Annotated in this window: 16 protein-coding genes and 2 tRNA genes; 14 read left to right on the forward strand and 4 right to left on the reverse strand. The window is 70.6% G+C overall.

The genetic code is table 11. The annotated features are described in order from the left end of the window. Positions 1 to 225 precede the first annotated feature (225 nt). From BJ969_RS05215 to BJ969_RS05240, 6 genes are all read left to right on the forward strand, one after another. Positions 226 to 1,611: a glycine--tRNA ligase gene (locus BJ969_RS05215; RefSeq protein ID WP_184477726.1), complete on the forward strand. Its 1,386-nt coding sequence runs from the start codon at positions 226 to 228 to the stop codon at positions 1,609 to 1,611. 248 nt (positions 1,612 to 1,859) lie between these two features. Further along, positions 1,860 to 2,516: a YdcF family protein gene (locus BJ969_RS05220; RefSeq protein ID WP_184477727.1), complete on the forward strand. Its 657-nt coding sequence runs from the start codon at positions 1,860 to 1,862 to the stop codon at positions 2,514 to 2,516. Positions 2,517 to 2,607: 91 nt separating this feature from the next. Continuing rightward, positions 2,608 to 3,879: a deoxyguanosinetriphosphate triphosphohydrolase gene (locus tag BJ969_RS05225; RefSeq protein ID WP_184484834.1), complete on the forward strand. Its 1,272-nt coding sequence runs from the start codon at positions 2,608 to 2,610 to the stop codon at positions 3,877 to 3,879. Between the two features lie 150 nt (positions 3,880 to 4,029). Then, entirely contained in the window at positions 4,030 to 4,215 is a 186-nt protein-coding gene (locus BJ969_RS05230; RefSeq protein ID WP_184477728.1) for a hypothetical protein, read from the forward strand. 137 nt (positions 4,216 to 4,352) lie between these two features. Continuing rightward, complete coding sequence (locus tag BJ969_RS05235) at positions 4,353 to 5,450, forward strand: serpin family protein (RefSeq protein WP_184477729.1); 1,098 nt, start codon at positions 4,353 to 4,355, stop codon at positions 5,448 to 5,450. Positions 5,451 to 5,533: 83 nt separating this feature from the next. Continuing rightward, a complete protein-coding gene (locus BJ969_RS05240; protein ID WP_184477730.1) occupies positions 5,534 to 6,100 on the forward strand; it encodes a carboxymuconolactone decarboxylase family protein in 567 nt (188 codons plus the stop codon). 244 nt (positions 6,101 to 6,344) lie between these two features. Here BJ969_RS05240 and sigJ read toward each other — a convergent pair whose 3' ends face one another. Next, positions 6,345 to 7,247: an RNA polymerase sigma factor SigJ gene (sigJ, locus tag BJ969_RS05245; protein ID WP_184477731.1), complete on the reverse strand. Its 903-nt coding sequence runs from the start codon at positions 7,245 to 7,247 to the stop codon at positions 6,345 to 6,347. 65 nt (positions 7,248 to 7,312) lie between these two features. On the opposite strand from sigJ, the gene dnaG reads away from it, so the two are divergent. The 5 genes from dnaG (at position 7,313) to BJ969_RS05270 (ending at position 11,516) form a co-directional block, all read left to right on the forward strand. Then, complete coding sequence (gene dnaG, locus BJ969_RS05250; protein ID WP_184477732.1) at positions 7,313 to 9,208, forward strand: DNA primase; 1,896 nt, start codon at positions 7,313 to 7,315, stop codon at positions 9,206 to 9,208. Further along, entirely contained in the window at positions 9,208 to 9,732 is a 525-nt protein-coding gene (locus BJ969_RS05255; RefSeq protein ID WP_184477733.1) for a hypothetical protein, read from the forward strand. Before dnaG ends, BJ969_RS05255 begins: the two co-directional genes overlap by 1 nt. Positions 9,733 to 9,772: 40 nt before the next feature. After that, the gene (locus BJ969_RS05260; protein WP_184477734.1) at positions 9,773 to 10,525 is read left to right on the forward strand and encodes a trans-aconitate 2-methyltransferase; all 753 of its coding nucleotides are present in this window, start codon (positions 9,773 to 9,775) and stop codon (positions 10,523 to 10,525) included. A 116-nt stretch (positions 10,526 to 10,641) separates the two neighbouring features. Next, a tRNA-Asn gene (locus BJ969_RS05265) sits at positions 10,642 to 10,714 on the forward strand. A gap of 163 nt (positions 10,715 to 10,877) precedes the next feature. Further along, entirely contained in the window at positions 10,878 to 11,516 is a 639-nt protein-coding gene (locus tag BJ969_RS05270; protein WP_184477735.1) for an HD domain-containing protein, read from the forward strand. Positions 11,517 to 11,598: 82 nt separating this feature from the next. Here BJ969_RS05270 and argG read toward each other — a convergent pair whose 3' ends face one another. Continuing rightward, positions 11,599 to 13,020, reverse strand: a complete 1,422-nt coding sequence (gene argG / locus BJ969_RS05275) for an argininosuccinate synthase (RefSeq protein WP_184477736.1) — start codon at positions 13,018 to 13,020, stop codon at positions 11,599 to 11,601. Between the two features lie 261 nt (positions 13,021 to 13,281). On the opposite strand from argG, the gene BJ969_RS05280 reads away from it, so the two are divergent. After that, on the forward strand, positions 13,282 to 15,564 hold the full coding sequence (locus BJ969_RS05280; protein ID WP_184477737.1) for a S9 family peptidase: 2,283 nt from the start codon (positions 13,282 to 13,284) through the stop codon (positions 15,562 to 15,564). A gap of 52 nt (positions 15,565 to 15,616) precedes the next feature. Here the strand turns inward: BJ969_RS05280 and BJ969_RS05285 are convergent, their stop codons facing one another. Both BJ969_RS05285 and BJ969_RS05290 read right to left on the reverse strand, forming a co-directional pair. Next, positions 15,617 to 16,222, reverse strand: a complete 606-nt coding sequence (locus tag BJ969_RS05285) for a TetR/AcrR family transcriptional regulator (protein ID WP_184477738.1) — start codon at positions 16,220 to 16,222, stop codon at positions 15,617 to 15,619. Between the two features lie 25 nt (positions 16,223 to 16,247). Beyond that, positions 16,248 to 17,264 (reverse strand): extracellular catalytic domain type 1 short-chain-length polyhydroxyalkanoate depolymerase, encoded by a 1,017-nt coding sequence (locus BJ969_RS05290; RefSeq protein WP_184477739.1) that lies wholly within the window; start codon positions 17,262 to 17,264, stop codon positions 16,248 to 16,250. Positions 17,265 to 17,974: 710 nt separating this feature from the next. Here BJ969_RS05290 and BJ969_RS05295 point away from each other — a divergent pair. Together BJ969_RS05295 and BJ969_RS05300 are read left to right on the forward strand one after the other, a co-directional pair. Next, positions 17,975 to 18,178: a hypothetical protein gene (locus BJ969_RS05295; protein ID WP_184477740.1), complete on the forward strand. Its 204-nt coding sequence runs from the start codon at positions 17,975 to 17,977 to the stop codon at positions 18,176 to 18,178. A 189-nt stretch (positions 18,179 to 18,367) separates the two neighbouring features. After that, a tRNA-Ile gene (locus tag BJ969_RS05300) sits at positions 18,368 to 18,444 on the forward strand. Positions 18,445 to 18,597: the final 153 nt, after the last annotated feature.

Raw genomic sequence — 18,597 nt, forward strand, 5'->3', positions numbered from 1 at the left:
ATCGTCGAACCGCCGGACTCCGAGCCTGGACGGCCTTCCGCTCGGGGACCGCCGAGGCGGCGAAGGCCACCGGGAGCACCCGCCCGACACAACCCGGCACCGGGAACCGACGAGCGCAGTCGGGCCCCGACCGCAGACAACCCCCGTCGAGCACCCGACCACCGCGGTCGAGCCTCGGCCCGAAGCAGATCGTCGAGTCCCTCGACCTGAGATTCCGGAGTGACCGTGCCCGCCGATCAGATCGACACGATCGTCAACCTTTGCAAGCGCCGTGGCTTCGTCTTCCCGTCCGGGGAGATCTACGGCGGTACGAAGTCGGCGTGGGACTACGGGCCGCTGGGCGTCGAGCTCAAGGACAACATCAAGCGCCAGTGGTGGAAGTCGATGGTGCAGGGCCGCGACGACGTCGTCGGCCTCGACTCCTCGGTGATCCTGCCGCGCGACGTGTGGGTCGCCTCCGGCCACGTCGGCGCCTTCCACGACCCGCTGGTCGAGTGCATCTCCTGCCACCACCGGTTCCGCGGTGACCACTTGGTCGAGGAGTTCGCCGAGCGCACCGGCAAGGAGGTCGCCGAGGGCGACCTGTCGCAGATCCCCTGCCCGAACTGCGGGAACCGCGGCCAGTTCACCGAGCCGCGCGAATTCAACATGATGCTCAAGACGTTCCTCGGCCCGGTCGAGAGCGAAGAGGGCATGCACTACCTGCGCCCCGAGACCGCGCAGGGCATCTTCGTGAACTTCGCGAACGTCATGACCACCGCGCGCAAGAAGCCGCCGTTCGGCATCGGCCAGATCGGCAAGTCCTTCCGCAACGAGATCACGCCCGGCAACTTCGTGTTCCGCACCCGTGAGTTCGAGCAGATGGAGATGGAGTTCTTCGTCGAGCCGGGCGAGGACGAGCAGTGGCACCAGTACTGGATCGACGCCCGCACCGAGTGGTACACGAGCCTCGGCATCGACCGGGACAACCTGCGGCTCTACGAGCACCCCAAGGACAAGCTCTCGCACTACTCGAAGCGCACCGTCGACATCGAGTACCGGTTCCGCTTCGCGGGCAGCGAGTGGGGTGAGCTGGAGGGCGTCGCCAACCGCACGGACTTCGACCTCACCACGCACTCCAACCACTCGGGCGTGGACCTGTCGTACTTCGACCAGGCCAGCAACTCCCGCTACCGCCCGTACGTGATCGAACCCGCCGCGGGCGTGGGCCGGCCGATGATGGCGTTCCTGGTGGACGCCTACCACGAGGACGAGGCCCCGAACGCCAAGGGCGGCGTCGACAAGCGCACCGTGCTGAAGCTGGACCGCCGGTTGTCACCGGTGAAGGCCGCGGTGCTGCCGCTGTCGCGCAACTCCGAGCTGTCGCCGAAGGCGCGGGACCTGGCGGCGCAGCTGCGCCGGAACTGGAACATCGAGTTCGACGACGCGGGCGCCATCGGCCGCCGCTACCGCAGGCACGACGAGATCGGCACCCCGTTCTGCGTGACGGTCGACTTCGATTCGCTCTCCGACCACGCGGTCACCGTGCGCGAACGCGACACGATGTCCCAGGAGCGGGTGGCGATGGACAAGTTGGAGGAGTACCTCGCCGTCCGGCTCATCGGCTGCTGACGGATTCGACGAGCACTTGCGGACGGGCCGCGCGGTGAGTCGCTCAGCGCAACCTCGGTGGCTTCCTCGCCGCGGGATCGATTTCCCGGGCAGCTCGCTACCCGGCGGAATCGCCGTCCTCGCGAGGAAGCCGCCGAGAGCCCGCCGGTGGCCGGCCCGCTGCGGTGGTCGCCGTGCACCGGATTCGCCGCTGACCAGGTCGAAGATCATTCCGCAAGAACTCCTCACTCTTTTGGAACGCGTGCCCCATGTCTGAAGTCGGTTCCGCCCACCGCGGCTCTCGGAGCGGCCGGGTGCTGCGCCGCACCGCGCTCGGTGCGGTCCTGATGGTGCTGCTGCTGGTGGGCGGCACCGGATTCCGCGTGTGGCAGGTGGCGCGCACCGACGACCGCCGCCCGGTGGACATGATCGTGGTGCTGGGCGCGGCCCAGTACCACGGCAAGCCGACCCCGGTGCTGCGCGCGCGGCTGGAACAGGCCCTGGAGCTCTACGAGCAGGGCCTCGCCGAGCACGTGGTGACCGTCGGCGGCAGCCAGGAGGGCGACGAGTACACCGAAGCCGAAGCGGGCAAGTTGTGGCTGGCCAAGAAGGGCGTGCCCGACTCGAAGATCAGCATCGAGCCAACCGGCAGCGACACCCTCGGCAGCTTGCGGGCCGTGGGCGCGATGGCGAAGGAGAACCACTGGAACTCCGCGCTGATCGTCAGCGACCCGTGGCACTCGCTGCGGGCGCGGACGATGGCGGGCGACTTCGGCCTCGACGCGTGGGCCTCGCCGACCCGGTCGGGGCCGATGGTGCAGACGCGGTCGACCCAGCTGCACTACATCATCCGGGAGACCGGTGGGCTGCTGTTCTACCGGTTGACCCACGCCCCGGCGGAGGTCGTCGGCGACGGCTTGGGCTGAGCATTCCCCTCCGGTGCGCGTTCAACGCGTGTTGGCGGGCGTTTCAGCTGGCGGGGCGTGCCGAGGCCGTAGGCTGGGCGCGGTGAACGCCTTGCCGCCCGGGTACGGAGAGCATGACCTCGCCCGGTTGTCCGCCGAACCGCCGAAGGCCGCCGCGCTGCCGGGAGCGCACCAGGAGGCCCGCACCCCGTTCGCGCGGGACCGGGCTCGGGTGCTGCATTCCGCGGCGCTGCGCCGCCTGGCGGGCAAGACCCAGGTAATGGGTCCCGAAGAGGGCGACGTCCCGCGCACCCGGCTGACGCATTCGCTAGAGGTGGCGCAGATCGGCCGCGGGATCGCCGTGACGCTGGGCGCGGACGCCGACCTCGTGGACACCGCCGGACTGGCCCACGACATCGGGCATCCGCCGTTCGGCCACAACGGTGAGCAGGCGCTCAACGAGCTCGCCGATTCCTGCGGCGGCTTCGAGGGCAACGCGCAGACCCTGCGGATCTTGACGCGCCTGGAGCCGAAGCTGCCGGACGAACCGGGTGCCGGCAGCGGCCTGAACCTGACCCGCGCCTGCCTGGACGCGGCGACGAAGTACCCGTGGCCGCGCCGCCCCGGCGAGGTGAAGTTCGGCGCCTACCCGGACGACCTCGCGGTGTTCACCTGGATGCGCCAGGGCGCGGTGGGCGATCGCCGCTGCTTGGAGGCGCAGATCATGGACTGGGCCGACGACGTGGCGTACTCGGTGCACGACGTGGAGGACGGGGTGCACTCGGGCCGCATCTCGTTGCGGGAGCTCTCCCGGCCGGGGGAGCGCTCGGAGATCGTGCGGTTGGCGGCGAAGCACTTCTGGGCCGACGGCGATGCCGGTGAGCTGGACGTCGCGGCGGGCGAGCTGGCGGTGCTGCCCGCGGTCGCGGCGGTGGCCGACTACGACGGCGCGCTCGGCGCGCAGGTGGCGTTGAAGCGGTTGACCAGCGAACTCGTCGGCCGGTTCACCTCGGCGGCGGTGTCGGGCACCGCCGAGGCGCACGGGCCGGGCCCGTTGACCAGGTACGCGGCGGACGTCGTGGTGCCGCGCCGGGTGGCGGCGGAGGTCGCGGTGCTCAAGGCGGTGGCGGTGCACTTCGTGCTCAGCGATCCGCGTCGGCTGCGGATGCAGGAGCGGCAGCGGGAGCTGCTGGCGGAACTGGTCGAGGTGCTGGTGCGGCGGGCGCCGGAGGCGCTGGACCCCGCGTTCCGGCCGGACTGGTCGGCGGCGGCGGACGACGCGCGGCGGTTGCGGGTCGTGCTGGACCAGGTCGCGTCCCTCACGGATGCGCAGGCGGTGTCCTGGCATGCACGCCATGTACGCAGCGGAGCCAAGTCGGTGTGAAATACGTCTGATCGGGGGGTGTTGAGCCCGGGTCGTCCGGCATAGTGTTCACCCAGCGTGTCGGCCGTTCGGGACCCCCGACCTGAACGGCCGACTGCTGTGCGTGCGGCGCGATCCCCGACCCGTCCCCGTGCCGCAAGGAGATCCTCGATGCCGAACCGGCACTACATCCAGAAGCTCGTCGCCGACGGCGAGCCGTACGTCAACACCGACAACCTCGCCGACTGGGTGACCGACCTGCGCTGGCGCGACCCCGAAGCCCGGCGCGCGGCCGAGTACATCGCCCAGGAACTGCGGCTGATGGGCTTGTCCGACATCGAGGAGTCCCTGCGCTGATCGTCGCGGCGCACGGCTCGCGGGCTGTGCTGATCGGATTCCGAACGTTCGGGCGGCCCCGCCGGGGCGGTCCGGGTGGCAGACTCGGTCGCAGTCCTGAGTGAGCAGCCGACGCGCTGAACGGAGTCCACGCGGCCGTGACCGAGCATCTCGATTTCAGCCTGGCCCTGCACCACCGGCTCGCCCCGGAGGCGAACCGCCCGTTCACCTGGTCGCCGTACTCGGTGGCCGGCGCACTCGGGCTGGCCGCCGCGGCGGCGGGCGGCGACACCAGCGGTGAACTGCTGTCCGCGCTGCGCGCCGACAGCCCTGACGCGGTGCGCGGCTCGTTGTCCCCGGCGGCGGAGCTCTCCGGCACCGGCTCGGCCGAGCCGCCGGAGCTGGCGGTCGCGAACACGCTGTGGGCGCACGACGAACTCCCGGTGCACGACGCGTTCCTGCGGTCGCTGAAGGAGTGGCCGGGCAGCGCCGTGCGCACCGCGCCGTTCCGCAGCGCTCCGGACGACGCCCGCCGGTTGATCAACTCCGATGTCGCGGAGACGACGCGCGACCTGATCCCCGAGCTGCTGGAACCCGGCACGGTCGACGCCGACACGGTGGCGGCCCTGGTCAACGCCCTCTACCTCAAGGTGTCCTGGCGCGAGGCCTTCGACGCCCACAAGACGGCGGACCAGCCGTTCCGCGCCCCGGCGGGGGAGCGGTCGGTGCCGACGATGACCGCGACCCGCCGCTTCGGTTACGCGGCGACCGGTGGCTGGCAGGCGGTGACCTTGCCTGCGGCCGGCGGAGTGGAAGCCGTGGTCCTGCTGCCCGACGAGGACCTCGCCACCGCGGAACCGGCGCTGGGCGCCGCCGAACTCGGCACCCTGCTCGCCTCGGTGCGCGACGAGCGGGTGGAGCTGTTCCTGCCGCGCTTCGACGTCGACTCGGACGCCGAGCTCAACGCCCCGCTCGGCCACCTCGGAGTGCACAAGCTGTTCACGCCCGGTGCCGACTTCAGCCCGCTCACCGACGCGCCGCTGAAGATCTCCACGATCGTGCACCAGGCGGTGCTGCGGGTCGACGAGTCCGGCTTGGAGGGCGCGGCGGCTACGGCGGCGATGATGCGGCTCACCGCGATCGTGCGCGAACCCGACCCGATCCGGGTGCGGATCGACCGGCCGTTCCTGTTCCTGGTGCGGCACCGGGAGTCCGGCGCGGTGTACTTCCTGGCTCGCGTCGTCGACCCGTCCTGACCCGCGTTGTCACGTTCCCGGGCGCCGTCTCGTCCCGGTGGTGAGTCCCCGCACCCGGCGGGGAACGGCACCTGGGAGTGACCATGCCGCGCATCGACCCCGTTCCGGCGCACCGAGCGGGCCCGCTGACCAAGTTCCTCTACCGGTACCTCCGGCGTCGTTTCGGCGCGGTGCCGGAGCCGATGGCGGTGACCGCGCAGCACCCGAAGCTGCTGCTGGCCGCCGGTGTCGGGGAGCTGGCGGTGGAGCGCGCCGTCCGCGTCCTGCCCGCGAGCGTCCGCGAGCTCGCCGTGTTCCGGACGGCGACCCGGATCGGCTGCTCGTGGTGCGTGGACTTCGGCACCATGCTGCAGCGCGACGAAGGACTCGACGTCGAACGGCTCAAGGAGATCGACGACTACCGGACGTCGCCGCGGTTCACCGAACTGGACCGGCTGGTGATCGACTACACCGACGCGATGACCGACCTGCCGATGACGGTGACCGACGAGCAGGTCGCGGAGCTGGACCGCAGGCTGGGCCACCAGGGCGCGGTCGAGCTGACCTACATGATCGCGCTGGAGAACCAGCGCACCCGGTTCAACCACGCCCTCGGCATCACCGCCCAGGGCTTCACCTCGGGAGAAGCCTGCCGAGTCCCGATGCCCTGACCCACCGGACTCCGCTCCGTCACCACCCCGCCGAGCGTCAGCCCCGCCCCCTTGCAATTTCGCGAGGAATTGAATTCGGCGCCCCGCAGGAAAGTGCGTTCGGGAGAGAGGGTTCGCAGCTCACCGGGGTTCCGCGAGTGTTCGTTCGTGAGCGGAGGGGAATTGATCTCGCGAGAAATTTCGGGAGGGGTTTCCCGGGTGGCCACGGGCGGGGGTCGCTTGTGCGGGTGGCGGGGCGGTCCGGTCAGAGGGCGAGGCGGGTCAGCTTGTCCGGGTTGACCAGGTCGTGCAGCTCCGCGATGCGGTCGTCGTCGACGGTGAACACGAGCACGCGCTGCGGCGAGGTGCGGCCGGTGGCATCGGTGGGATCGCCCGGCACGAACATCCCGAGGTCACCGTTGACCAGCACCGGACGCACCCCTTCCAGCGCGGCCGTGCCGTACTTGGTGACCAGGCCGAGCATGAACCGGGCGATCTTGCCGCCGCCGCGGATCGGGCGCCGCGCCGTGGACGCCTTGCCGCCGCTGTCGCCGAAGAACGCGGCCTCCGGGTGCAGCAGCCGGGTCAGCTCGGTCAGGTCGCCCGCGTGAACGGCGGTCAAGAACCGCTCCACCACCTCCTGCTGGCGCGGCAGCGGAGCGCGGGGCGGTGCGTCCGCGGCCAGCGCCCTGCGAGCTCGGGACGCGTGCTGGCGCGCGGTGGCGGCGGGGCAGCCGAGCAGCTCGGCGATCTCGGCGAACGGCACCTGGAAACCGTCGTGCAGCACGAACGCGAACCGCTGCTCAGCGGGCAGCTCGTGCAGCATCCGCAGCGCGGCCATCCGCAGGTCGTCGCGTCCGACCACGGCCTCCAGCGGATCCCGAGCGTCGAGCGGCGTCACCACGGGTTCCGGCAGCCACGGCCCCACGTACCGCTCCCGCCGGTGCGCCGCCGACCGCGTCCTGTCCAGGCAGATCCGACCGACCACGGTGCTCAGCCAGGCCCCGAGATCGCGGATCTCCGCCGACTCGCGGGCCAGCCGCAGCCACGCCTCCTGCACGGCGTCCTCGGCGTCGGCGAACCGGCCGGTGAGCCGGTAGGCGAGCGCGGTCAGCCGCGGGCGGTGCGCGTCGAACTCGGCGGCTCGCGCCGGACCGGCATTGGTCATGCGCCGATTGTGCTCCCCGCGGGGACACCCGTCGGTGTGTTGTGCGCGACGCCTAGACTGGCGGTGTGGCTGGGAGGATCCGAGATAGCGACGTCGCCGAGGTACGTGATCGCATCCGGATCGACGAGATCGTCGGCGAGTACGTGGCGCTGCGCAACGCCGGCGGGGGCGCGATGAAGGGGCTGTGCCCCTTCCACGACGAGAAGACGCCGTCGTTCAACGTGCGCCCGAGCCACGGCACCTTCCACTGCTTCGGCTGCGGTGAGGGCGGTGACGTCATCGCGTTCCTCATGAAGTCCGAGCACCTCGGTTTCGTCGAATCCGTGGAGCGGCTGGCCGACCGCGCGGGCGTCCAGCTGCACTACGAGGGCGGGGTGCCGAGTGAGAAGCGCGATCGGGGGACCCGCGCGCGGATGGTGGAGGCGCACCGCGTCGCCGCCGAGTTCTACGCCGAGCACCTGCGTTCGCCGGAGGCGTTGCAGGGCCGCGAGTACCTCGCGGAGCGGGGCTTCGACGAGGCCGCCGCGACCCGGTTCGGTTGCGGATTCGCCCCGTCCGGGTGGGACAAGCTGACCAAGCACCTGCTGGGCAAGGGCTTCGAGCTCGACGAGCTCTACAAGTGCGGCCTGTCGAAGGAAGGTCGCCGCGGCCCGCTGGACCGGTTCCACCGCAGGCTGCTGTGGCCGTTGAAGGACCTGGCGGGCGACGTCGTCGGCTTCGGCGCGCGCCGGATCTTCGACGACGACCCGATCGAGGCGAAGTACGTCAACACCTCGGCGACGCCGATCTTCAACAAGTCGCAGGTGCTGTTCGGCATCGACCTGGCCAAGCGGGACATCGCGAAGCGGCATCAGGCGGTGGTCGTCGAGGGCTACACCGACGTCATGGCGATGCACTTGGCCGGTGTCCCGACGGCCATCGCGTCGTGCGGGACGGCGTTCGGCGACGACCACATCTCGGTGCTGCGGCGGCTGATGATGGACGACAACGCGTTCCGCGGCGAGGTCATCTTCACCTTCGACGGCGACGCCGCCGGGCAGAAGGCGGCGTTGAAGGCCTTCGACGGCGAGCAGCAGTTCGCGACGCAGACCTACGTGGCGATCACGCCGGACGGCATGGACCCGTGCGAGCTGCGCCAGGCCAGCGGGGACACCGCGGTGCGGGACCTGGTGGCGCGGCGGAAACCGCTGTTCGAGTTCGCCATCCGCAGCCTGCTCACCGAGTACGACCTGGATTCGGTGGACGGCCGGGTGGACGCGCTCCAGCGCACGGTGCCGCTGGTCGCGCAGATCAAGGATTTGGAACGTCGCGACGGCTACGCGGTGCAGCTGGCCGGTTGGGTCGGCTGGAACGACGAGAACCAGGTGGTGCGCCGAGTCCGCGAGTCGGCGGGCGCCCCGGTGAAGCAGCAGCCGCGACGTCGCCAGCAGCGCAATCCGGATCAGGATTCGCTGGGCGTGGACGTGGAGTTGCCGAAGCGGCCACGCCGGGACGACCCCCGCTGGTGCCAGCGGGAGACGTTGAAGCTCGCGCTGCAGGTGCCCGCGCTGGCGGGCCCCGTCTACGACTCGCTGCCGGACGAGGCGTTCACCGAGCCGTCCTACTCGCGGCTGCACCAGGCGATCGTCGCGGCGGGCGGCACGATGTCCGGCCTGTCCGGTGCCGGTCTGGTGGACGCGGTGGGGCGGGAATGCCCGGACGAGGTGACGCGGCGCCTGCTCACGCTGCTGGCAGTGGAGGCCCTGGACACGAAGTCCGAGGAGGATCCGCGCTACGTGGCCGGGGTGATCGCCCGCTTGCAGGAGATCATGGTCGGCCGCGAGATCGCGGACATCAAGTCGCGGGTGCAGCGGATGTCCCCGACGGAGCAGCCGGAGGAGTACAACTCGCTGTTCGGGGACATGCTGGCGTTGGAGCAGTACCGCCATTCGCTGCTGCACCAGGCCTCGGGAGCGTTGTGATGGCGTGGTTGCGCGGTTTCGTCGCCCGCTTGTCCGGCACGGCGGAGCTGCCCGCGGACTTCGCGGGTGAGCTCACCGGCGACGAGCGGGTGCTGGCGGTGGCGCGCTCGGCCGAGGGCCCGCTGGTCGCCACGCACCTGGGCTTGTGGTTGCCGTCGGGGCGCCGCCTCGGCTGGCACCTGGTGAGCAAGGCGACCTGGAACGACGGCGCGCTGACCTTGATCGAGTCCGCGGAGTCCGGTCCGGCGGGCGAGGCGGTCCTGCTGCGGGACCTGCCGCCGCAGCGCGTCGCGCTCACCGAGCCTGGCAGGTTGCCGGAGGTCGTGCACGAGCGCGTGACCGGCTCCATCCGCAGCACGCAGCACCGGGAGTTCCCGGCGGGCGGCGCGCGGTTCGTGCAGCGCAAGGTGCCGGGCCGCAACGGCCTGGTGCTGCAGGTCCGCGCCGACCCGGGCACGGACGAGGACGCGCTCGCGCCGGTGGCCGCCGAGGTGGCGCAGCGGCTGCGCGGCGCGGCGCGATGACGGCTGGACAACCCAACAGTACGGTCGTACTGTTTTTCGGGTGTGGGATCCGCAGAAGTACCTGTCGTTCAGCGAGCACCGCGACCGCCCCGCGCACGACCTGATGGCCCGCGTCCCGGCGCGCCGAGCCCGCCGGATCGTCGACCTCGGCTGCGGCGCCGGCAACCTCACGCGGCTGCTCGTCGACCGCTGGCCGGGAGCCGAGGTCGAGGCCACCGACTCCTCGCCGGAGATGGTCGAGGCCGCGCGGGCCAACGGGATCGACGCGCACCGGCAGGACGTCCGCGACTGGGAGCCGCGGCCCGATTCCGACGTCGTGCTGTGCAACGCGGTGCTGCAATGGGTTCCCGAGCACGTCGACCTGCTGCGCTCCTGGCTCCCGGCGCTGCCCGCGGGCGCCGCGTTCGCCTTCCAGGTGCCCGGCAACTTCGATTCCCCGTCGCACCGCGAGATCCGCGACCTGCTCGGCGAGCAGGGGTGGGAGGTGCCGGGGCTGCTGGGCGCCGACGCCGTGCGCTCACCCGCGGAGTACGCCGAGGTCGTCGCCGACCTGGGCCTGTCGGTCGACGCGTGGGAGACGACCTACGTGCACCGGCTCAACGGCCCGGACCCGGTCCTGGAGTGGATCAGCGGCACCGCGCTGCGGCCGGTGCGGGCCGCGCTGGACGCCGAGCAGTGGACGGCGTTCCGCGCCGAACTCGGCGCCCGGCTGCGCGCGGCGTACCCGGCTCGGCCGGACGGCACGACGTGGCTGCCCTTCCGGCGGATCTTCGTCATCGCCCACCGCCGCTGAGCATGGCGCCGTGACCTGCGGTGTTCGTGGGTCCAGGGGGGGTGTGAGAAGGGCTTGGCGGATGGGTTAAAGTAGTACACGTCAGCGAGCAAGGGGCTGGCGAGCACAACCGACATTCCTCCATAGCTCAATTGGCAGAGCATTCGGCTGTTAACCGGAGGGTTACTGGTTCGAGTCCAGTTGGAGGAGCACTTCACGAAACCCCAGGTCAATGACCTGGGGTTTCGTGCGTTCAAGGGTGCTTTCGCGGAGGTCGGCGCAGCCCCGGCGAGCGCGCGACCGCCGTGGCGACGCGGCGGCCCGCGCGCGACCCTGGTCCCGGTCAGCAGAACCGAGACGAGGGGCGGCACCGATGAGTTCGACCATCGCGGGCGTGGAGATCCCGGACAGCGCGCTGGCCCGGGAAGCCACCGAGCTGGTGCGCGACGTCGCCTCGCCGCTGCTGTACGACCACTCCCGGCGGGTGTTCCTGTGGGGTGCGCTGCGCGGACGCGACGAGGGCGTGCGGTTCGACGCGGAACTGCTCTACGTCGGGGCGATGTTCCACGACCTCGGCTTGACCCGGCGGTACCGCCGCGCCGACCAGCGATTCGAGCTCGACGGGGCCGACGAGGCCCGCGCTTTCCTGCGCGGGCACGGCATCGACGAGCCGCGGGCCGAGCGGGTGTGGACGGCGATCGCGCTGCACACCACTCCTGAGATCCCGCTGCACATGGCCGCCGAGATCGCCCTGGTCACGCGGGGAGTGGAGCTGGACGTGCTGGGCATCGGTCACGACGCGGTCACCGCCGAGCAGCGCGCCGCCGTGGTCGAGGCGCATCCGCGCCCGGACTTCAAGAACGGCATCCTCGCCGCGTTCACCGCGGGCGTCGAGCACCGCCCGGCGACGACGTTCGGCAACGTCAAGGCGGACGTGCTGGCGCACTGCGTCCCCGGATTCGTGCGCGGCGACTTCGTCGAGGTCATCAAGAACTCGCCGTGGCCGGAATGAGCCCCGGCCGAACTCCGCCACGACGCACGCGGGGCCGGCGCGACGCTGCGGTCGCACCGGCCCCGGTGTGTTCGGCGGCGGGTCAGTCCGTGCCCACCTCGATGGCGGCGTGGTCGAGCGCCTCGGACTCGACGCCGTCCTCGCCGGTGCGCGCCGCGATCGCGGAGGCTCCGCCCGGAGCCAGCTCGCCGACGAGTTCGCCCCACGCGGTGAGCGAACCGTGGCCGCCGCCCTCGTAGAGCTCCAGCATGCTGCGGGAGTCGGCGATGTCCAGGTTGCGCATGGACAGCTGGCCGATGCGGTCGTTCGGGACGAACGCCTGGTCCTTGCTGCGCTCCATGGACAGCTTGTCCGGGTGGTAGCTCAGGCGCGGGCCGTCGGTGTTGAGGACCGTGTAGTCCCAGCCGCGGCGCAGCCGCACCGTGACGCTGCCGGTGATCGGGTAGCCGATCCAGCGCTGCAGGGACTCCCGCAGCATCAGGGCCTGCGGGTCGAACCAGCGGCCCTCGTAGAGCAACCGGCCGAGGCGGCGGCCCTCGGAGTGGTACATCGCCACGGTGTCCTCGTTGTGGACCGCGTTGAGCAGCCGCTCGTAGGTGATGTGCAGCAGCGCCATGCCCGGCGCCTCGTACACGCCGCGGCTCTTCGCCTCGATGATCCGGTTCTCGATCTGGTCCGACATGCCGAGGCCGTGCCTGCCGCCGATGGTGTTGGCGGCGTGGACGAGGTCGACGTCGGAGTCGAAGGACTTCCCGTTGATCCGCACCGGGCGGCCGTGCTCGAACTCGACGGTGACGTCCTCGGCCGGGATGTCGACGGCGGAGTCCCAGAAGGGCACGCCCATGATCGGGTCGACGATCTCGAGCGGGGTGTCGAGGTATTCGAGCTTCTTGGCCTCGTGGGTGGCGCCCCAGATGTTGGCGTCGGTGGAGTACGCCTTCTCCGCGGAGTCGCGGTAGGGCAGTTCCCGCTCGACCAGCCAGGCGGACATCTCGTCGCGCCCGCCGAGCTCGTTGACGAAGTCCTCGTCCAACCAGGGCTTGTAGATGCGCAGGTCCGGGTTGGCCAGCAGGCCGTACCGGTAGAAGCGCTCGATGTCGTTGCCCTTGTAGGTGGAGCCGTCGCCCCAGATGGACACGTCGTCCTCGCGCATGGCGCGCACCAGCAGCGTGCCCACCACCGCGCGACCGAGCGGCGTGGTGTTGAAGTACGCCTGCCCGCCGGAGCGGATGTGGAAGGCGCCGCAGGCCAGGGCGGCGAGGCCTTCCTCGACCAGCGCGGCGCGGCAGTCGATCAGCCGCGCGCGCTCGGCACCGTAGACGCGCCCGCGTTCGGGCACGTCGGACAGGTCCGGCTCGTCGTACTGGCCGATGTCGGCTGTGTAGGTGTACGGCAGGGCGCCGCGTTCGCGCATCCAGGCCACCGCGACCGAGGTGTCCAGCCCGCCGGAGAAGGCGATGCCGACCCGCTCACCCACTGGAAGATTATTCAGGACCTTCGACATGTATTCATGGTAACAAGCCCCGCCGGGCTTCTCGAGAAGTGTCCTCGTATCTGGTGCAAGGTGCGTGCGGTCCGGCGCCGGAGCCGCCGGTTTCGTCGGAGATCATCACGTATAAATATGCAAATCCGAGGTGATGGCTGCATACGAACGGAGCAGTCCCGAGTCCGGCACGGGCGTTCCGGCTGGTCGGGGCGGGAGTGACCTGGATCATCCGCCCGGAGGCTTGAGCCTGCCGCGACGGCCGGGTGTTCGCTCGGAGCCATGACCCCGAACCACGGAACCGAGCCGGCGATCCGGCTGACGAACGCGGACTACGCCCGCGCGGAGATCATGCAAGACCCGTACCGGGCGCGGCGCGTGCCCGGCGGCTCGGTGCGGCCGCGGTGGCTGTCCGGCGGACGCCGCTTCTGGTACCGGGCGGGCGCCCGCCACGTCGTGGTGGACCCGGCCGAAGGCACCCGCCGCGACGCGTTCGACCACGACCGGCTGGCCGCGGCGCTGTCGGTGGCGGCGGGCCGCGCGGTCGCCGCGGACGACCTGCCGATCACCTCGGTCGACCTCGACGTCCCGGAGCACGAGGACTGGACGGTGCGGTTCTCGGCGTTCGAGTCCCGCTGGGAGTGGTCCGACGGCGCAGGCACCTGCACCCGCGTCGAGGACGCCGAGCCGCTGCCCGGCGAGGTCGTGTCGCCGGACAAGGCGTGGATCGCCTTCCGCCGCGACGGCGACATCGTGGTCCGCTCCCGCGACGGCGAGCAGGAGTTCGCGCTCACCGACGACGCCGAGCCGCACTTCGACTACGGCGGACTTCCCGAAGCGCTGGGCATGCGCGCGCTGATGCGCAACCTCGGCCTGCCGGCGCCGCTGGCGGTGTCCTGGTCGCCGGACTCGACCCGCCTCCTGGTGCACCGGCTCGACCAGCGCGACCTGCCCGAGCAGGTGCTCGTGGAGTCCGCGCCCCGCGACGGCGGCAGGCCCGTGGAACACCGGTCCCGCTACCCGATGCCCGGCGACGCGGCGCAGGCGACGATGCAGTGGGCCGTGCTGGACGTCGCCACGCGCGGTGTCGTGCGACAGCAGGACGAGCCGTACGTGATCGTGCATCCGGCGAGCATCGCCTACCAGTGGTGGTCGGGGGAGAAGGGCGACGCGGTGCACTTCCTGCGTCACTCCCGCGACGCCCGCACCTTGGAGCTGCGCCGCCTCGACCCGGCCGCCGGCGCGGTGACCACGCTGATCAGCGAGAGCGGTGAGACGCGGGTCGACCCGACCCCGCAGCTCGGGGAACCGGCGATGGTGCACGTGCTGGATTCCGGCGAGATCCTCTGGTGGTCGCAGCGCGACGGCTGGGGGCACCTCTACCTGCACTCCGCCGACGGCGAGCGCGTCGCGCAGGTGACCTCCGGGCAGTGGCCGGTGCGCAAGGTCCTGTGGGTGGACCAGGACGCGCGGCAGGTGTGGTTCCTGGCCGCCGGGCTCGTCGACCACGATCCCTACGTCCGCCAGATCTGCCGGATCGCTTTCGACGGCACCGGTTTCACCCGCCTCACCGACGACGACCTCGATCACGACGCGGTGAGCCCGGCGGAGGGCGGTTACCTCGTCGACCGGGCCTCCACCGTGAGTTCCCCGCCCCGCTCGGCGGTGCTGGGCGGGGACGGGCAGGTCCTGGTCGAGCTCGAAGCACCGGACGCGGGAGGGCTCGAAGCCCTCGGCTGGCGCCCGCCGGAGCGGTTCCGCACGACCGCCGCCGACGGGAAGACCTCCATCCACGGACTGCTGTGGCGCCCGCACGGCTTCGACCCCGGCCGCCGCTACCCGGTGATCGACTGCATCTACCCCGGCCCGCAGGTCCACCGGGCCGGACCCGCGTTCGACAGCGCCGTACCGGGCGAAGCGGAAGCGCTGGCAGCACTGGGATTCGCGGTCGTCGCCGTCGACGGGCGGGGCACCGCGGGCCGCGGCAAGGCGTTCCACGACCACTCCTACGGCGCACTCGACGACGCCGGTTCGCTCGTCGACCACATCGCCGCGATCCGCGAACTCGGCCACCGGCACCCGTGGCTCGACACCGAGCGGGTCGGCATCACCGGACACTCCGGCGGCGGGTTCGCCACCGCGCGCGCCATGCTCGCCCACCCCGAGTTCTACTCGGTCGGAGTCGCCCTGGCCGGGAACCACGACATGGGCGTCTACGTCCCCATGTGGCCCGAGCAGTACCACGGCGAGATCGACGACGAGAGCAAGCGCGCGTTGTCGAACCCGGCGCTGGCCGCGAACCTGCAGGGCAAGCTGCTGCTGATCCACGGCGAGCTCGACGACAACGTGCTCCCCGCGCACACCCTGCGTCTGGTGGACGCGCTCATCGAGGCCGACAAGGACGTCGACGTGCTGCTGATCCCCGGCGACGAGCACGCGCTGCTGCGCCGCAAGCACTACGTCACGCGCCGCACGTGGGACTACTTCGTGCGCCACCTGCACGGCACCGAACCGCCCGCCCACCGCCTCGCCCCGCACCCGCTTCCGCTCGGCGAAGGTTCCTGACCCGAGGTCGGTGCGCCGCCCGACCGGACGGGCGGCGCACCGACCCGGTGGTTCACGGCAGGGCCAGGCCGGCCGTGATGAAGTCGCGGTAGTGCGCCACGACGCGCGCCCTCGGCACCTCGGGGTGGGCGAGCCACCAGCGGCCGAGCTGTTCGCCGACGCCGCTGATCGCGTAGGCGAAGGCGGTGGCGCGCTCCTCGTCGAAGGACGCGAAGTGGCCGACCATCTCGGCGATCCGGGTGATGGTTCCCAGCCGCATGGCGGCGATTCCCGCGGCCAGTTCCGCGGAGAGCGCGGTGCTGGGGGTGAACAGGATCTTCCAGCGCTGGGGGTCGTGTTCGAGGATCTCGAAGAAGATGTCCCCGGCCCGCCCGATGACCGCTCCGGCACCCGCCCCCGACTCGATCATGATCTCAGGTTCGCGGATCCGGCTCTCCAGCTCGGAGCGAGCTCGTCGCACGCAGCCGAGGAACACCTCGTCCTTGGTCGCGTAGTGCGAGTACACCATCGGCCGGGTCACCCCGGCGCTGCGAGCGATGTCCTCCATCGAAGTGCCCTCGATCCCGCGTTCCGCGAACAGCCCCTCGGCGATGTCGAGCAGCTGGGCGGCACGCGCTTCGCGGGACAGGCGGGTTCGACGCGGCGCGGGGCCGGTCATGCGCGGACCTCCGCTGGGGACGACGTCATCGTGCTCCTCCTCGCATCGGGTGGGCGGCGGCGAATTCCCAGATGACGCGCGCCATGTCCGGCCCGGCCCGGTCGGTGAACAGACCGCTGGCCGCGGGCCCGGACCAGGCGTGCGCCATGCCCGAGACCAGGTAGTGCTCGATCAACGGGGCTCCGGACGCGGTGTAGGTCGAGTGGACGTACGGGTGGCGCCCCGGTGGATTCTGCCGCTGCACCGCATCCGGTACGGCGTCGACGTCCCCGTCGAGCCGGCCGTCGTCGACGAGGTCGTTGACCGCGGCCCAATGCTCGACCAACCGCGTGGCCACGAACGGCGGGACTGCCTCATCGCGGTCGCCTTGGAACACGAGCAGCGGGACCCGGCGGGCGCGCGGCCCCATCTGGGCGTGGGCTTGCCCGGCCGTGTAGGTGGGCGGTACCCGGCCGGGATCTTCCGCGTCGACCTGGTCCAGGGCGTATTCGCCTCCGGCCACCGACGTGGCGGTGGCGAACACGTCGGGATAGGTGGCGCCCAGGATCACCGCCGTGCCCGCGCCCGACGACGCCCCCGCCACGTGCACCCGAGCGGGATCGGCGTTGAACTCCGAGACGACGCGCCGGGCGACCCCGGCGAGCAGTTCGGGCTCGCCGCGGCCTCGGTGCTGGTGCCGGGAGTCGTTGGAGTTCCAGCAGTTCAGCTTGTCCGCGAACGGGGTCTGCGTCGGGTAGACGACGATGAATCCCGCTTCGTCGGAGAGCCGGTCGAACCGCGTCGTGCCCTTCATCGAGTTCCACCCGAAGCCGGTCATCCCGCACCCGTGCAGCGCCATCACGACCGGTGGACGGAGGTCGTCGCGGTAGTTCGCCGGTAAGTGGACCTGGTAGAGCACGCGGCCTTGGTCGCTGGAGTACGTCCCCAACCGGTCGCGGTCACCGGAGGAACCGGGCAGCCCGAACTGGAACCCCAGCGACAGGAGCACGACGAGCGCGAGCGCCACACCGCTCGACACCAGGAACTTGCGAGATCTGAGCAAGGGAGGAACTCCGGTTCAGGAGGGCGTTTCCGGTGGTATACGGCTTGTCCAGTAGAACTATACACACTGTCAAGTTGTGAGTGATCGTTCCGCGTTGCCGGACGAGAGATAGCGGCGCCCGAAAAATCCGCTCTAGTGCGAAATTTCCTGTTGTGTCAGGAGAAGTGGAGGCCCGCGCGACCGTCCGCGGCGTCCCGGAGGGCGGTGGTGGCCGAAGCGGGGCTTCGGCGGGCGGCTGGTATGCTGATCGCAGAGTCTGAAGCCGGTTGAACCAGGCAGAATCAGGGTTCGCGAAGGCACGAAGAGGTGTCGACATCCCTGGATCGGCCTTCGTCGAACGGCGCTCAGATCAGTCGGCTAACCAAGGGTTGACGAACCGCGAAGGGGTGCCAATTCGGCACCTTTTTTGATGTTCATGGAACCAGTTCCACTCTTTCGGGCGATTCAGTCTCGGGTTGATCAGGGTCGGGTAACGATTCTGATGAGCTCGCCGATCTGATTCGTGCAGCTCGACGACACCCCGCTTCCCCCTGAGGTTTTCCCGCAGGTCACAGCGGGCATGGATGATCAGGATCGGCCCGTGGTCCCAGCCGCGTGGCATGAACCAAATCGATTCATGATGCATGAGAACCAACGAAACTCCCACTGCTCTCCGTCCTCGGAGCAGTGGTGCACAAACGGGGACGACAAGAAGGACGGGGGAAGTCGGGATGTCCGCTCCAGGAATCGGCAAGGAAAACCACTTCGCACTGCCCGATCTGGCCACGGTGGCGCAGCTGCCGAAGCCGATCAGGGCTCTGGTCTATTTGGTCATGCTGTCGCTGCTGACGGTGGCGGGGATCAGCGCCCTGCTGGCCACCATCGTGATCATCGGTCAGCTGACCGGTGCCTTCAGCATCACGGCGTTCATGTGACGCTGCGACGAGAACGGGCCGGCACCCACGGGTGCCGGCCCTTTTTGCTGCCACGAACGGATTCCCCGCCACCGCCCCGCATCACGGCCCAGGTCTAGCGGTTTCGCCCGGTCGAGCGGGCAACCCAACGAGCTTCTCGCCGCCCAGCCTCGCTACGATCACCCAGAGGAGCGTTTCATCACGCCATCGGGGGCAGTAGCTCAGTTGGTCAGAGCAGCGGACTCATAATCCGTCAGCCGTGGGTTCAAGTCCCACCTGCCCCACCATCTGACCTGCGGCGAAGATCGCAGCAAGATCGAATTTCGTGGGATTCGGTTCGGGTTCGGGTTCGTGCGGTGCCGGATGCTGACGAGGCCGAATCGGGAAGCACTGCAGGACACTCCGCGTGAGCGTTTATTCCGCAGTGGCGTTGGCTTCCG

Origin of the sequence: Saccharopolyspora gloriosae (genome assembly GCF_014203325.1) — a bacterium.
Taxonomy (GTDB): Bacteria; Actinomycetota; Actinomycetes; order Mycobacteriales; family Pseudonocardiaceae; genus Saccharopolyspora_C; species Saccharopolyspora_C gloriosae.